Annotated in this window: 16 protein-coding genes; 4 read left to right on the top strand and 12 right to left on the bottom strand. The window is 62.0% G+C overall.

Translation table 11 applies throughout. The features are described 5' to 3' along the window. Positions 1-292: 292 nt before the first annotated feature. The 5 genes from rpiB to B9A97_RS15665 all read right to left on the bottom strand — a co-directional run bounded on the left by rpiB (position 293) and on the right by B9A97_RS15665 (position 4,363). A complete protein-coding gene (rpiB, locus tag B9A97_RS15685; RefSeq protein WP_084366284.1) occupies positions 293-739 on the bottom strand; it encodes a ribose 5-phosphate isomerase B in 447 nt (148 codons plus the stop codon). Between the two features lie 16 nt (positions 740-755). Continuing rightward, on the bottom strand, positions 756-2,033 hold the full coding sequence (locus B9A97_RS15680) for a TRAP transporter large permease (RefSeq protein ID WP_084366283.1): 1,278 nt from the start codon (positions 2,031-2,033) through the stop codon (positions 756-758). A gap of 10 nt (positions 2,034-2,043) precedes the next feature. Continuing rightward, the gene (locus B9A97_RS15675; protein ID WP_084366282.1) at positions 2,044-2,511 is read right to left on the bottom strand and encodes a TRAP transporter small permease; all 468 of its coding nucleotides are present in this window, start codon (positions 2,509-2,511) and stop codon (positions 2,044-2,046) included. Between the two features lie 89 nt (positions 2,512-2,600). Then, a complete protein-coding gene (locus tag B9A97_RS15670) occupies positions 2,601-3,575 on the bottom strand; it encodes a TRAP transporter substrate-binding protein (RefSeq protein ID WP_084366281.1) in 975 nt (324 codons plus the stop codon). Positions 3,576-3,610: 35 nt separating this feature from the next. Beyond that, the gene (locus tag B9A97_RS15665) at positions 3,611-4,363 is read right to left on the bottom strand and encodes a FadR/GntR family transcriptional regulator (protein ID WP_084366280.1); all 753 of its coding nucleotides are present in this window, start codon (positions 4,361-4,363) and stop codon (positions 3,611-3,613) included. A 249-nt stretch (positions 4,364-4,612) separates the two neighbouring features. Between B9A97_RS15665 and vapB the strand changes: the two genes are divergently transcribed. The 4 genes from vapB to B9A97_RS15645 all read left to right on the top strand — a co-directional run bounded on the left by vapB (position 4,613) and on the right by B9A97_RS15645 (position 7,006). Continuing rightward, positions 4,613-4,843 carry a type II toxin-antitoxin system VapB family antitoxin gene (gene vapB / locus B9A97_RS15660; RefSeq protein ID WP_084366279.1) on the top strand — a complete coding sequence of 77 codons (231 nt, stop codon included), beginning with the start codon at positions 4,613-4,615 and terminating at the stop codon, positions 4,841-4,843. Further along, positions 4,843-5,244 (top strand): type II toxin-antitoxin system tRNA(fMet)-specific endonuclease VapC, encoded by a 402-nt coding sequence (vapC, locus tag B9A97_RS15655; RefSeq protein ID WP_084366278.1) that lies wholly within the window; start codon positions 4,843-4,845, stop codon positions 5,242-5,244. The genes vapB and vapC overlap by 1 nt, the downstream gene beginning before the upstream one ends. 354 nt (positions 5,245-5,598) lie before the next feature. Next, positions 5,599-6,039, top strand: coding sequence for a nucleoside diphosphate kinase regulator (gene rnk, locus B9A97_RS15650; protein ID WP_084366277.1), 441 nt, complete (start codon positions 5,599-5,601; stop codon positions 6,037-6,039). 73 nt (positions 6,040-6,112) lie between these two features. Then, positions 6,113-7,006: a DMT family transporter gene (locus B9A97_RS15645; RefSeq protein ID WP_210189703.1), complete on the top strand. Its 894-nt coding sequence runs from the start codon at positions 6,113-6,115 to the stop codon at positions 7,004-7,006. Between the two features lie 80 nt (positions 7,007-7,086). On the opposite strand, the gene B9A97_RS15640 is transcribed toward B9A97_RS15645, so the two are convergent. The 7 genes from B9A97_RS15640 to B9A97_RS15610 all read right to left on the bottom strand — a co-directional run bounded on the left by B9A97_RS15640 (position 7,087) and on the right by B9A97_RS15610 (position 15,374). Continuing rightward, positions 7,087-8,553, bottom strand: coding sequence for an amidohydrolase (locus tag B9A97_RS15640; protein ID WP_084366275.1), 1,467 nt, complete (start codon positions 8,551-8,553; stop codon positions 7,087-7,089). Between the two features lie 22 nt (positions 8,554-8,575). Then, positions 8,576-9,820 (bottom strand): M20/M25/M40 family metallo-hydrolase, encoded by a 1,245-nt coding sequence (locus B9A97_RS15635; protein ID WP_084366274.1) that lies wholly within the window; start codon positions 9,818-9,820, stop codon positions 8,576-8,578. Position 9,821: 1 nt separating this feature from the next. Continuing rightward, positions 9,822-10,835 (bottom strand): ABC transporter ATP-binding protein, encoded by a 1,014-nt coding sequence (locus B9A97_RS15630; protein ID WP_244564252.1) that lies wholly within the window; start codon positions 10,833-10,835, stop codon positions 9,822-9,824. 11 nt (positions 10,836-10,846) lie between these two features. After that, a complete protein-coding gene (locus tag B9A97_RS15625; protein WP_179145304.1) occupies positions 10,847-11,848 on the bottom strand; it encodes an ABC transporter ATP-binding protein in 1,002 nt (333 codons plus the stop codon). Next, complete coding sequence (locus tag B9A97_RS15620) at positions 11,845-12,759, bottom strand: ABC transporter permease (protein WP_084366272.1); 915 nt, start codon at positions 12,757-12,759, stop codon at positions 11,845-11,847. The genes B9A97_RS15625 and B9A97_RS15620 overlap by 4 nt, the downstream gene beginning before the upstream one ends. Continuing rightward, a complete protein-coding gene (locus B9A97_RS15615) occupies positions 12,759-13,733 on the bottom strand; it encodes an ABC transporter permease (RefSeq protein WP_143530497.1) in 975 nt (324 codons plus the stop codon). Before B9A97_RS15615 ends, B9A97_RS15620 begins: the two co-directional genes overlap by 1 nt. Before the next feature lie 63 nt (positions 13,734-13,796). Further along, positions 13,797-15,374, bottom strand: a complete 1,578-nt coding sequence (locus B9A97_RS15610; RefSeq protein ID WP_084366271.1) for an ABC transporter substrate-binding protein — start codon at positions 15,372-15,374, stop codon at positions 13,797-13,799. Positions 15,375-15,417: the final 43 nt, after the last annotated feature.

The raw sequence follows: 15,417 nt of genomic DNA, 5'->3' as shown, positions 1-15,417 counted from the left end.
ACCGTGTTGGTTATCGTGGCTCTGGACGTGCGGATATCCATCTTGGCCACGGCATGCCCGTGAGACCGAATACGTTGAAGCAGACTGCAAAGGGCAAAAAAAAACACTTGCAAGCAGGGCGGGCCATACGTTCCACGCGGAACTGAGCCGGTATTGAAGTGAACCCCCACAGGCTGGACCAGCGAGTCGCTTCTGCGACGGGAGTGGATAGCGCCGGCGCTGTGCTTCGCACAGAGCCGGCTATGGGGCCGCGACGTCTTAGTTGGCCACTATGGCGGCTTCACGCCGGCAATCAGCGTCCCTCATCCATCTCGGCAAGCTTGCGCACTCGACGGCGGAAATCCTCATCGGTCGAGAACTCGGCCTTGAGATAAGCATCGACCAGATCCTTGGCGAGCCAGGCGCCGACGATCTGCGCGCCGATGCACATGACATTGACGTCGTCGTGCTCCACCGACTGGTGGGCCGAGTGCACATCATGGCAGACGGCGGCCCGGATGCCTTTCACCTTGTTGGCGGCGATCGAGGCGCCGACGCCGGTGCCGCAGACCAGCAATCCGCGTTCTGCCTTGCCGGCGATGATGGAGGCGGTGACATTCCTTGCCACATCGGGGAAATCGACGGGATCGGGATCATAGGAGCCGACGTCCGTCACCTCGTGGCCCAGCGATTTGATATGTTCCACGATGGTGGACTTGAGCGGAAATCCGGCGTGATCCGAGCCGATGACGATGCGCATATGAGGTTCTCCAGGATTATTGGGCAATCATGCGGGGCAGCCACAGGGTGAAATCCTTCGCGAAGGTCAGGATCGCCAGTGTGGACAGGAGCGGGACATAGAAGGGCAGCAGGGCCCGCAGCAGCTGTCGAACCGATACCTTCGCGATATCTGAAACGAGGAACAGCGACAGGCCCATGGGCGGGGTCAGCAGGCCCAGCATCAGGTTGAATATGGTCACGATGCCGAGCTGGACCGGATCGACGCCGGCGAGAACCAGGGGCGGGGCGATGATGGGCACGAGAAGCAGCGTCGCCGTCGTGGAATCCAGGAACATGCCGGCGACGAAGAAGATCAGATTGGCGATGACCAGCAGCATCAACGGGTCCTTCGACAGCCCGAGCAGGGCGGCGGCAAAGGTCTGCGGCACCTGTTCGACGGCAAGGATCCAGCCGAACAGCGCGGCCGAGGCGACGATGATCAGGATGGCGCTGGAGCTGCGCGCCGTCAGTACGGCCGACTGCCAGAGATGCGCGAATGTCAGTTCGCGATAGAAGACGGCGCTGATGAAGATGACATAGACGGCGGTCATGGCAGCCGCCTCGGTCGGCGTGAAGGCGCCGGCCGTCATGCCGCCGACCATCAGCAGCGGTGCGAGAATGGCGGGCATGGAAGGCAGCAGCGTGCGGATGATTTCGCCTCCGGTGGGCCAGCGCTCCGCCCGCGGATGTTTGTGCCTTATGGCCACGATCAGGACCGTCAGCATCAGCAGCACCGTGCAGACGATGGCGGGCATGATGCCGGCGATCAGAAGCTGGACGATGGAGACGCTGGTGACCGAGCCGTAGACGATCAGCGGGATCGAGGGCGGAAAGATCGGTCCCAGCGTCGCGGATGCGGCGGTGACGGCGCCGGCAAAGGCCGGATTGAAGCCCCGCTTCTTCATGGCGTCGATTTCGATGCGTCCGAGACCGCCGATATCGGCGAGCGCGGCACCAGACATGCCGGAAAAAACAAGGCTTCCGAAGACATTCACCTGTGCCAGGCCACCGGGAATGCGACCGACCAGCGTATAGGCGAACAGGAAGATGCGGTCGGTGATGCCCGACAGGTTCATCAGGTTGCCGACGAAGATGAAGAGAGGGACGGCGACCAGCGGAAAGGAATCCAGCGCGTAGGTAATACGCTGCGCCAGCAGACCCAGAGGCAGGCCTTCGATCAGCACATAAGCGATCGACGGCAGAAGGATGGCGTAGACGACAGGAAAACCGAAAATGAACAGGGCGAGAAAGGCGACGACGACCAGAAAACCCATGGGACGCTCCTCAGACCGCGACGTTCTTGTCGGCTTGCGGCGGCTTGCGCAGGTGGATCAGATGAACCACGACGGCGCCGGCGAAACCGAACAGGGTGGCCCCAAGAAAGATCCAGAACGGGATGCCGAGGGTCGGCGTCGCATTTGAAAGGTTCTTCGATATGTTCGTGGCGGTCACCCAGGCCAGAAATACTGTGATCGCAATGGCACTCAAGGAAATGCTGATATTGACCACCGCGCGCAGGCGAGAGGGCAGGGCGGCCTTGATCTCCCCCATCACAATGTTTTCGCCATTCTGCACGACCAGCGGATAGGCGCAGAAAACCAGGCAGATCAGAAGAAACCGCGTCAGCTCTTCCGCCCCGATGAAGGGCAGGACGAAAACATTGCGCATGATGACCTGGGCCGTGGGCACCAGCACAAGTCCTGCAACCATAACGGCAACGACCGCGGTCAGGACGCGTTCAGGCAGACGCATCTTGCAAACTCCATTTGATGTTCGGATTGGGTGCGGGAGCGACCTGTGGTTCGCCCCCGCCGGCACCTTGATTATTTGACTGCCTCGATCTATGCCATTAGCGGCTCAAAATTCGGGAAGTCCTGCTTGATCTGGGCGCTCACCTTCTCGCGGAAGGCTGCAACGTCAAGTCCGTCGGCTTCCGTGAGCACGGTCATGCCCCGGCCTTTGAGGTCACCCACCAGCTTGGCCTCGGATTCGCTCGCCATCTTCAGGGACTTGTCGGCCTCATCGTCCAGTACCTTGGTGATCGCCGCCCGCTGCTCTTCGGTGAGCCCCTGCCAGACCTCCTCGTTGACGAAGACGGCGAGCACGGCGCGCATATGGCCGGTCATCGACAGATGGGTCTGAACCTCGTTGAGGTTGTTGGACGCGATCATCGTCAGCGGATTTTCCTGTCCGACAACCACGCCGGTCATCAGCGCGGTCGGAAGCTCTGCCACTTCGACCGGCGTCGGGATGGCGCCGAAGCCCTTGACCATGGAGACCCAGAGTTCAAGCGGCACAGCGCGGAACGGCCTGCCTGCCAGGTCGGCCGGCGTCTTGACCGGGAAGTTCGAGGATATGTGCCGGTCGCCGCGATAGATGCGGCCTATGATGCGTACGCCCTGGGCGATCAGCTTCTCGTTGACGGCCTTGAGGGCCGGCGAGTTGTCCGGATCGGTGGCGGCCAGCGCATGGGCGCCGTTACGGTAGATGAAGGGGGCATTGAACACGGCCACTTCAGGAACGAGGCGGGCAAGCGACGCAAAGTCGTGGTGGCCCATCGAGATCGAGCCCATGCGCACGCCATCTACCATTTCGGCGACACCGCCAAGCTGGCTGGCGGGATAAACCGTGACCGTCACCTCGCCTTTGGTCGCGGTCTTGATGCCCTCCGCAGCCTGGGCTGCGTAGATGGTCTGGATGTCTCCTTCGGCGCCGACATGCGCATAGCGCAGTTCCGCCGAGATCGCCGTGCTTGCGGCAAGCGACAGTGCCAGGGCGACCGCTGCGGCGGCGCCCAGTTTGAAAACGTTCAGCATTTTAGTCTCCTCCTTGGATAAAAGCCGGGCCTGCGTCACTCCTCTTTCGGCAGGTCCTTCTTCGTGAAAGCAGCGATGTAGCTCTTGCGTCGAAGCTCGTCGCCGATGGCAAAATGTTGTCTGAGCTTGTTTTCTGCTTCGTCCGGATTGCGCGAAAGAAGGCAGAGATAGATCTCGCGATGGGCTTCCACCAGATAATCGCGGATGCCGCCGGTATCGCGCGTTTCCACGCGCCGCTTGACGTGGCTGCGTTTCAAAAGGGTCGCGATGGACTGGTATATCGTGATCAGCGCCGGGCTACGGCTGGCTTCGACCAGCGCCAGGTGGAAGGCGAAATCGGCCGCGCCGCCATCTTCGGCGCTATCAAGCGTCTCCATCAACTGCGTGAGCAATCCGCCGATGCGGGAGAGGTCGCCATCCGTGGCGCGGCTGCAGGCCAGCCGGATTGCCTGGCATTCGATGGCGATACGGGCCTGCATGATGTCGTCCATCATGTCGGGCTGCTGGGCCAGGCAGAAGGTCAGGAAATCGCCGAGCACGGCCATGTCGGCCTTTCGCACGAAAGCGCCCTTGCCGTGGCGGATGTCCAGGAAACCGAGATTGGCAAGCGACCTCAAGGCTTCCCGCAGGACGGGCCGGGAAACGCCGAGCGTCAGGGACAATTCCCTTTCTCCCAGAAGACGATCTCCCTCTTTTAGCGCGCCGGACAGAAGCTGTTCGCGGAAAAAGGTCAATACCTTCTCCGTGCCCGCGACATCCGATGATTCCTCCACGACGACTGTGTTCATAACTGGCCTCCACTGGTATGACCAGTTAAGTACCAGATTGGATATTTGTCAATTGGCATACGTCGTTTTTTCCGATGCGGCTTTCACGACAGTGCTGATCGTTTTGCTGGACTGCAGTTGGATCTCCGAAGAGCTTCGGGATTCTCGTCGCATAGCCTCTCCGCGCAACCGATGTCTTGTATATCCCTTTGACATATCCCAACTGATAAGCTAGGTGAGATCTCAGTTCAGACATGCCGGGGGACGCAGATGGAGCAGGGTGCGGTATTCCAGAGCAATCGAAGCCAGGCGGTCCGCCTGCCCAAGGCCGTCGCTTTGCCCGATGATGTAAAGCGCGTGGATATCGTCTCCATAGGGCGCACGCGTATTATCGCACCGGCGGGCGAGGCCTGGGATAGCTGGTTTGAAGGTGCGACGGTGACGTCGGACTTTATGGATGAGCGTGACCAGCCCGCCTCGCAGGAGCGTGAGGCATTTTAATGCTGAAGTATATGTTGGACACCAACATCTGCATTTTCACGATCAAGAACCGACCGCAGCACGTGCGAGAGGCTTTCAACCGCCATTACGGTCAGTTGTGCATCAGCTCCGTCAGTTTGATGGAGTTGATTTACGGGGCGGAAAAATCGGCCAGTCCGGAAAGAAATCTGCCCGTCGTCGAGGGTTTCGCCGCCCGTCTTGAGGTACTGCCTTACGATGAAGTGGCAGCAAGCCATACAGGTCAATTGCGTGCGGAATTGGCACGTCGTGGACCTCCGATCGGCCCGTATGATCAGCTGATCGCAGGCCACGCCCGTTCGCGGGGGCTGATCGTGGTCACGAACAATCGTCGTGAATTCGATCGCGTACCCGGCCTGCGCGTCGAAGACTGGACCGCCTAGTGGCGAAAGCTGATTGCCACGCTTGCACCGGTAACACGACGCTGCATGATCCTCTCCCCTGCGAGCGAGGCATATCGCGAACTAGGATTGTCCGTATGCCGTTTCGCTTGACTTCTACGTTTGCCGCGCCCATTTTCTAGGCATGTTGACCGAGCACGTTCATAAGAATCTCAAAAGGGTGTGCCTTATCGTAGGCATTTGACCCCCGGCCGGTCGCGTCGCGCCCCGGTCGTGGGGCAGGCAGCTTTCTGCAACGCGGTTTAAGCGGGCCATGGTGGCGACAATCATTTCAGAAAATTGACCGATTGCGGTGCGCCTGGCGCGCAGCCGCATCCATGCACAGGAAAACCAGCAATGGCTCCCGAAAAGAAGATTCGCCGCAAGCCCTCCATCACCGTCACGCGCTCCGATCATGAGCGGCTTTCACGGCTTGCCGAGGCGCATACCCAGCGCGATCCCGAGGTCTCCGGCGAATTGCTGACCGAACTTGACCGGGCCCGAATTGTCAAAGACGGAAAGATCGGCGCCGACGTGGTATGCATGGGTTCCACCCTGCGGTTTACCAGCGACCTCGGCGACGACCGCACCGTGACACTCGTCTTTCCCGGTGAGGCGGATATCGCGTCCGGCAATGTCTCCGTTCTCACTCCTATTGGCGCTGCCCTGATCGGTCTTTCTGCCGGGCAGTCCATCGACTGGTCCGCCCGCGACGGCCGCGTCCATCGCCTGACGGTAGAGAGGGTGGAAGCGCCCGCTCCAGGCGCCGAACCCGCTGCGAAGCGCGTGCTTGGTTGATCACCGTGGTGAAGGCGTTACGGTCTCCAACGCAGGCACGGGCGCCTGCGCATGAACAGATAGAAAGACGATCATGTCGAAGACTTCTCCCTCCAAGCAAGATGGACCCCGAACCGAGTTCGCAAAAGGCCTTCTGTGGATGGGCATCAGCATGCTGTCCTTCATCGGCATGTCGGTCGGCTCGCGGGAGCTGGCGGCTACGCTCTCCATCCAGCAGGTGCTGTTCTTCCGGGCCATTGTAGGCCTCATGGTTATCCTGGCCGTCGGTCGTGCATTGCTTCCCGAATTGCGCGGCGGAAAGCTGATCCGGCTCCATGTCATGCGCAATGTGGTCCATTTCCTCGCCCAATACCTTTGGACGATCGGCGTTGTGATGCTGCCGCTCGCGTCGGTATTCGCGCTGGAATTCACCATGCCGATCTGGGTTGCTGTGTTCGCCTTCCTCTTATTGAAGGAAAAGTTGACGCCGCCGCGGATTGCCGCCACCATCGGCGGCTTCATTGGCGTGCTCGTCATCATTCGTCCTGGCATTGGCATGGTCGATCCGACCGCGGGACTGGTGCTGATGGCCGCCGCCGGCTATGGCCTGTCATTGATCTTCGTGAAGCAGTTGACCCGCGAGGTCTCGCCCGGTGCCATCGTCGTGTGGATGATCCTTATACAGCTGCCGCTCGGCTTCCTTGCCTCGCTCATGGACTGGCGCCCGGTGAGTTTCAGCGACATTCCCTGGATGTTGGTCGCCGGCCTCGGTGCGCTTGCCGCACATTACAGCCAGGCCCAGGCGTTAAAGCGCCTCGACGCGTCCGTCGTCATGCCGATCGATTTTCTGCGCGTGCCTATGGCGGCCCTGGTTGGCTATTATGCATATGCCGAAGCCATCGATCTCTGGGTCTTTCTCGGCGGCGCGATTATCTTGTTTTCGAACTATCGGGCGGTCATGGCGGAGCGGCGCGCGGCGATTGCATGAGAGGCGCATGGGAATTCTGACGCAAAGCCGCTACGCACTGTTGCCGGAACGGCAGTGAAAATCTAAGCCGCTTGAAGCTTTTAGCCGCGCCGTGCGGCGCCTTGGGGAGGTTGGCTGCCTTCCGGCAGCGGGCTCCGATAAGGCGCTCCGTTCCTGCGTTCGAGCAGTTCTTGCTTGGCGCGTTGCCGCAGGTCGGCGTCTGCAATGACTCTGGCGCCGCTTGAGGCCATCACCTTGGCCGCCGTGATCATTGCCTTGTGCGCCGCCGGCAGCTTGCCCTGGGTTACCGCCTGCCAGGTGTGGAACGGCGTGCCGATTGCCGCGGTGGCCGTGAGGCACTGGGCCGTGGGCACGATCCAGCTGACGTCGCCGACATCCGTCGAGCCGAACAGCAGGCCCGGCCGTTCTACCAGAGGCAGGATGTCATCATGCAGCGATTTCGGATAATCCGCAGGTCCGCCAAACGCCTCAGAACTCGCGCGTATGTCGTCATCCGTCAGGCTCGCGGCACGCAGGCGGTCGGCGAAATCGAAGTCCGCGGCGTCAAATTTGGGTGCACCGATGGCGGTGAAGGTCTGGTGCATGGCCTCTTCCAAAGCCCTGTTCGGGAGAATGTTCGACGTGGCACGGTCGAAGATCATCTCGACCTTTGTTTCCGTCATCAGCGCGGCGCCTTCGGCAATCCGGCAGACGCGGTCGAACAGGCTGCGAGCATCATCGAGCCTTGGTGCACGCACGAGATAAAGCCCCTCGGCGGAGGCCTGTACCACATTGGGAGAGATTCCGCCTGTCTGCGTGATGGCATAATGGACCCGCGCCTCGGAAGGCATGTGCTCGCGCATGTAGTTGATGCCGACATTCATCAGTTCCACGGCATCGAGAGCGCTGCGGCCAACCTGCGGACTCATCGCCGCATGCGCAGCCCGCCCGCTGAAGCGGAAATAGGCCTGGACATTGGCAAGCGTCGAAGATGACATGACGGCATTGTAGACGCAGGGGTGCCAGCAGAAAGCGGCATCCAGATCATCAAAGGCGCCGGCGCGCGCCATGTATGTCTTGCCGGAGCCGCCTTCTTCAGCAGGGCAGCCATAATAGCGGACCCGCGCCTTGACGCCCGCTTCTGTCAGCGCATCACGCAAGGCGACGGCGGCCAGCAGGGACGCCGCCCCAAGAAGATTGTGATGGCAGCCATGACCGTTGGCACCAGGCTCCAGCGGCCGCTGCTCGGTGATGCCGGCAACCTGGGACAGACCCGCCAGCGCATCGAACTCGCCGAGGAAACCTATGGTCACGTCTCCTTCGCCGGCTTCTGCCATGAATGCCGTCCTCATGCCCGCGACATTCCTGGTGATGCGAAAGCCTTCGGCCTCCATGGCGGCGATATGCTCCTCGACGGAGCGCAGCTCTTCGAAACGCAGCTCCGGCATGGCCCAGACGCGGTCGCTGAGATCGGTGAAGATGTTGGCCTTGGCATCGGCACAGCGCGAAACGTGATCGGCGCCCAGAAACTCGTTGTGCCCCAACCTGCCGGCCTTGTCGTGTTGCATATCCTTCGTCCTCACAGCTGCGTTAGATTTCGGCGCCCGCGCAGGCCAGCAGGACAGCGAGCCCCACCGACATGCCCGGAAGCGTGGTTGCGGGGTCCACGTCGGTCCATTCCGCCAGAGAGTGCGCGCCGCCACCCTCCCCACCCCAAGACAGGGTCACGGCGGGAATGCCGAGGCTCATCGCCACGTTTGCATCGGTCGAGAACGAGCCGAATTCGGGTCGATGACCGAATGCCTCGAGCGCCGCGGCTGCATTGCGCGTCAGGTCGCCGTCCGCCGTCTGGCCCGCCGGCCGGTCGCCAATGAGTGAAATGTCGACGGCGATCGCACCCTTTTCGATGGACCGCGTATCGTTTTCCACGTGGCAGGATTGCAGCACGATCTCACGGAAACGCGCATCGAGCGCCGCGAGCTCGGCTGATGCATTGGAGCGCAGATCCACCAGGACGGACACATCGGCCGGAATGGCATTGACGGAGTTTCCGCCATTGATGACAGTGGAACTGCATGTCGTCTTCGGATCATCAGGCAGGGAGAGCCGGCCAAGCTCGACCACCGCGCGGGCGGCGGCAATCATCGGATTGACGATGCCATGATCGGCGAAGCTGTGCCCGCCCGGTCCGCGAAACGTGACCTTGTAGCGCCTGGAACCCGTGCCGCCCGATACGATCATGTTGGCCGGGGTGGGGCCGTCTAGGCAGATGAGGGCACTGATCCGGTCGCGATAGGGGCTTTCGCAGAAGAAGTGCCGCATGCCGCGCAGGTCGCCTTCGCCCTCCTCGCCAACGGTGGCGAGCACCAGGATATCATCGCGTGTGACGATATCCCCGCCATCGAGCGCCCGCAGATAGGCCAGAATGGTGGCAAGACCGCGGGTATTGTCGCCGATGCCCGGCGCCGCCAGCCGGTATCCGTCGCGCCGGACGATCACATCAGTCCCCTCGGGAAAGACCGTATCGAGATGCGCCGACAGGGCGACCATCCGGCCGTTGCCGCTGCCCTTTCCTCGGCGGATGCCGGTGACGTTTCCGACCGCGTCGATGCCGACATCGGAAAGCCCCGCGTCCTCAAGCATGCGCCGATAGGCCTCGCCACGCATCGCTTCCTTGAAGGGCGGCGCCGGAATCTGCGTTAGCCCGACCAGTTCGTCGATAAATCGCCCATGGGTCTTGGCGAGCGTGTCGGTTGCCGCGTGGAAGCAAGCGCTGTGGAGAAGCGCCCGGACCGTTTGTGTTCCGGGCGGCGCGATCGTTTTGAATGTCGACATGTCAGGCGGCTTCGTTGAGATGGCAGGCCGAGACACGGCCCGGTCCGATCACCTTGAGGTCAGGGGCTATCTGGCGGCAGCGATCCATGGCGTGGGGGCAGCGCGGATGGAACGGGCAACCGGGCGGAGGGTCGAGTGGCGAGGGCAATTCGCCCTGGATCGGCTGGTAGTCCCGTTCGCCGGCCTCCAGTAGGGGAAGCTGCTCCAGCAGCAGGCGCGTATAGGGATGGTTCGGACGGGAGAACAGGTCCTCGGTGGGCGCAATCTCGACCACGCGGCCGAGATACATGATCACCACCCGATCGGAGATATGTTCCACCACGCCGAGATTGTGGGAGATGAACAGATAGGTGAGGTCCAGTTCGTCGCGCAGGTCCATGAACAGGTTCAGCACCTGCGCCTGGATCGAGACGTCGAGCGCCGCCACCGCCTCGTCGCAGATGATGAGCGAAGGCTTGACGGCGAGTGCCCGCGCGATGCCGATGCGCTGGCGCTGGCCGCCGGAGAACTGGTGGGGGTAGCGGTTCACATAAGCGCCTGACAGGCCGACCTTTTCCATGAGGTCGATGACATAGTCTCGCTTTTGCGCCTTGCTGATCAATCCATGGGCGACTGGCGCCTCGCCAATGATGTCGAGAACCCGCATCCTGGGATTGAGCGACGCAAACGGATCCTGGAAGATCATCTGCACGCTAAGTTCGAAATCCTTGCGCTGGGCCGCCGTCATCTGCCTTGTGTCGAGACCCTCGTAAAGGATGCTGCCGCCCGACAGTCCACTGATGCCGGCGACCATGCGCGCGACCGTGGACTTGCCGCAGCCGGATTCGCCGACGATACCGACAACTTCGCCCTTGCGAACGGCAAGATCGATGCCGGCGACCGCCCGCACTTCAATCTTCTTGACGCCAGCGCCGAAGAGATTGGCGATGTGTCCTGCAAGTCCCACCGGCGCGACGAATGTCTTGGTCAGCGAGCGCAGTTCCAGAATAGGCGACGGCACGGTCTTGTCTGTCATCATGGGTTCACTCATTGGGCGGGGTTCCAGCAGCGCACCAGGCCTCTCTCCCCAACCTCGGTCGCATCGGGCGCCACGAGACAGGCCTCGGTCGCCTTGTCGCAGCGATCCCGGAAGGCGCAGCCCTGCGGAAGATTGAGAAGCGATGGCGTCATGCCGCGGATCTGGTGCAGCCGGCGCCCGCGGGTCGCGTGGGACGGAACGCTGTCGATCAGCCCCTGGGTATAGGGATGGAGCGGCCGCTCGATGATATCGGCGGTCAGCCCGGTCTCGACGATGCGGCCGGCATACATGACCGCGATGCGGTCCGCGAGGCCGGCAACCACAGCCAGGTCGTGGGTGATCCAGATGAGCGCCGTCCCGGTTTTCCGGCAGAGCTTCTTCACTTCATGGATGATCTGGCCCTGGATCGACACGTCGAGTGCCGTGGTCGGCTCATCGGCGATGATGAGCTTGGGGCGGTTGATCAGGGCAATGGCAATGGCGATGCGCTGCCGCATGCCGCCGGACAACTCGTAGGGATAGGCCTTCAACCGCTCGTCCGGCGAGGGAATGCCGACCTGGACCAACGCCTCCCGTGACCTGCGGCGGGCCTCGTCCGTCGATACGCTGGCATGGGCCTGGATTGTCTCGATCATCTGGGTATCGATGCGCAGGACCGGGTTCAGCGTCATCGACGGATCCTGAAAGATCATGGCGATGTCGTTGCCGCGCAGTTCCCGCCGCGCTTCTTCGTCCATGGAGACGAGGTCGCGCCCGTCATAGGTGATGCTGCCTCCGGCCACCCGCCCGGGAGGATCAATCAATCCCAGGATCGAGAAGCCCGTAATGGACTTGCCCGAGCCGCTTTCTCCAACGAGACCGAGGATCTCGCCGCGGCCGAGTTCGATATCCACGCCGTCGACCGCCTTCACCACGCCGGCGCGGGTGGCAAAATGGGTCTTTAGCCCCTTGATCGACAAGAGCGGTGCCGGAGGAGGCACTGTTGCCTTGATGTTGGAAACATCCATCATTGGGCATTCCTTGGGTTGAGAATGTCACGCAGGTGGTCGCCGACCAGATTGATCGCGACAATCGCCAGGGCGAGCGCAATGCCGGGAAAGAACGAGATCCAGTAGCGGCCCGACAGCATGAATTCGAAGCCGTTGGCGATCAGCATACCGAGAGACGGCTGGGTCACGGGCACGCCGACGCCGAGGAAGGAAAGCGTGGCCTCCAGCGCGATGGCATTGGCAAGGTCTATGGTGGCAATGACGATGAGCGCGGGAAGACAGTTGGGCAGCAGGTGACGGAAGATGATGCGCCGCCAGCCGAGCGAAAGGCAACGTGCCGCCAGGATGTATTCCCTGTTGCGCTCCACCAGCGCCGTGCCGCGCGCGGTTCTGGCGAAATAAGCCCATTGCACGATGATCAAGGCCAGGATCACCTTGTCGAGGCCCTGCCCGAGAATGGACAGCATGATGAGCGCAACGAGGATCGCCGGGAAGGACAGCTGGATGTCGACAATCCGCATCAGCAACGCATCGATCCAGCCGCCGAAGTAGGCGGCGCACAGCCCAACCGTCGCGCCGACCAGCAGGGAAACCGAGACGGACAGGAAGGCGACCATGAGGCTGGTGCGCATGCCATAGAGCACCGCAGAGAGCACGTCGCGGGCCTGGCCATCCGTGCCGAGCCAATAGGTGATGCCGGTCATCTCAGCGACGCTGCCGGGTGGCATCTGCGAATCCAGGATATCGAGCGCTCCGATATCATAAGGGTCCTGCGGTGCGATCCAGGGTGCAGCGATGGCGGGAATGGCAAGCAGGATAAGGAGCACCAGACCGGCCAGCGCCAGCCTGTTTTCGGCGAACTGAACGACGAGACGGTGAAATGGCGTTTCTTCTGCAGGGCTTGCCTGCGGACCTGAGATCGGCGTGCTCATCAGTCTTTCACCTTTTCCCGGGCGCTTGGATCGATCGCTATGTACAGAATGTCGATGACGAGGTTCAGCATGACGAGGAAGAACACCATCAGCACCAGGTAGGCGACCACGACAGGGCGATCGAGCGTGATGATGGAATCGATCAGCAGCTTGCCCATGCCGGGCCAGGAAAACACGCTTTCGGTCACCACGGCAAAAGCGATGGCCTGCCCGAATTCCAGACCTGCCACCGTGACGATCGGGATCAGGATGTTCTTGAGCACGTGAACCTTGAGGATGCGCGACGGGCGCAGGCCCTTGGCGCGGGCAAACTTGATATAGTCCATCGGCAGGATTTCGCGGGTTGCCGCACGGGTCACCCGGATGATCAGCGCTGCCTTGGCAAGCCCCAGGGTCAGCGCCGGAAGGGCAAGATGCTGCCAACCATCCAGAGTGAAGATGCTGAGCGCAATGCCCCCGACATTGACGGTTTCGCCTCGCGCAGACGCCGGCAAGATGCCGAGATAGACCGCAAACAGCATGATCAACATCAGGCCGATCCAGAAGTTCGGCAAGCTGAAGCCGAGGATGGACCCGGTCATGATGGCCTTGCTGGAGGCGGCCTTGGGGCGAAGCCCGGCTATGATGCCGAGGGGCACGCCGATCGCGACCGCAAAACTCATGGCGACGACCACCAACTCCACGGTCGCCGGCATGCGCTCGACGATCAGTTGAAGCGCGGGTTGGCCGGTCAGGAAGCTCAAGCCGAAATCACCCTGCACGGCATTTCCGAGGAAGGTCAGGTATTGAACCCAGATGGATTGGTCGAGCCCCAACGCCTCGCGCAGCGCCTGGCGCTCGAGATCGGTGGCCTCGGGGCTGACCAGCATCGAGGTCGGATCGCCGATCATGTAGAGGCCGACAAAGACAAGCACGGACATGACAAGGATCACGCCGACGGCCTGCATCAGCCGGTTGATGATGAAAACGGGCACCTGCCTGTCCTTCTCTCGGTCTATCCGGCCCGCCGCATCCCGCGCGACGGGCCGAGTGTCCTGTTACTTGGACGCGGTGACGTCCTGGGGCAGCGTATACTGGTCGGACCGCGCCGCGTAGGTCAGGCCCTGACGCAAGGCCCAGACCGGCACCTCGAAATGCACGGGGATAATGCCGTAGTCCGAGAGCACCATCTCGTCGGCCTGCTGCAGAAGCGCCTTGCGGGCGGCATCGTCCATGGTCGCCGAGGCCTTGTTGAGCAGGTCATCGAGTTCCGGGTTGGAGTAGCGACCGCCATTCGAGGTTCCCGAGCCCTTTGACGGATCGCGCGTGCCAACGAGCGAGCGCAAGGTGGTCGACATCTCGCCCGTGGAATTGCCCCAGGCGGCGAGATAGGCGCTGAACTCGAAGTTATCGCGGCTCTTGAAGAAAACGGGTGGAGCGGAGGCCGCCACTTCCGTTTTCACGCCGGCGCGGGTCCACATCGCCGCGATCGTCTGGGCGATCCGGACATCGTTGACATAGCGGCCGTTCGGCGTGCCTAGGGTGATCTGGAAGCCATCGGGATATCCGGCCTCTGCCAGCAACGCCTTGGCCTTGGCAGTATCGACAACCGGCGGCGCCTGGCGGGACTCGACGGCACCGAACATCGGCGCGGGCAGCAGATCTCCGGTCGGGACGGCGAGACCGCCCATGACGCGCTCAGCAATCGCCTTGCGATCGATCGAAATAGACAGGGCCTGACGCACGCGGCTGTCCATCAGCGGGTTCTTGGCCTGGCCGGGAATGCCCGGGCTCGGCTCACCCTTCTGGTCAAGCGCGATATAGACGATGCGGGTGCCGGGAGCCTGGGCGATCGCCAGCTTCGGATTGGACTTGAACTGCTCGAGGTCGGCTGTCGGCGGATCTTCCATCATGTCGATATCGCCGGACAGGAGCGCTGCTGCGCGCGCCGCCGGATTGGTCATGGGGCGATAGATCACCTTGTCCCATTCCGGCTGCTTGCCCCAGTAGTTCGCGTTGCGCTCGAGCACGAGGTCCGCACCCTTCTGCCAGGACACGAACTTGAACGGACCTGTGCCGACGAGTCCTTCGCCGCGGTTCAGTTCCACCGTCGTCTTGCCCTCTGCCGCGCTGCCGGAAGCGGCAGCCTTGGACATGATCGGCAGGTTGGCGAGATCGGTGATCAGCAGCGGATAGGGCTGCTTGGTGGTGATGCGCACCGTATGGGTATCGACGGCTTCGACCTTGGCAATCTGCCGGGTGAAGAGCGTAAACGCAGTCGGGCTGTTGGGCACCTTCGGAATGCGATCGAAGGTGAAGACCACATCATCGGCGGTCAATGGCGAGCCATCGGAAAACTTCGCCTCCTTGCGCAGCGCGAACTCCCATTCGGTGTCGCTGACCGGCTTCCAGCTTTCCGCCAGCGCCGGCTGCGGCGACAGTTTGGGGTCCATCATGACAAGCGGCTCGAAGATGGCGAAGGTGACTTGCATGTTCGGGACGAGCACGTGGAACTGCGGGTCGAGCGACGAGGGCTCGGACTTGACCCCGATCTTGAGATCGGCCGCAGACAGCGGAAGCGCGCCAAGCAGAATGAAAGCGGCGGAGGCCGCCAGCCGGGTTTTGACGAAATTCATTCATTCACTCCATTTCTTGTCTTCGTTTATCTGATTTTCGAAG

The organism is Rhizobium sp. RU36D, from assembly GCF_900176345.1.
Taxonomy (GTDB): Bacteria; Pseudomonadota; Alphaproteobacteria; order Rhizobiales; family Rhizobiaceae; genus Allorhizobium.
Note: the sequence above shows the minus strand (reverse complement) of the source record. Positions and strands in the feature narration are given on the sequence as shown.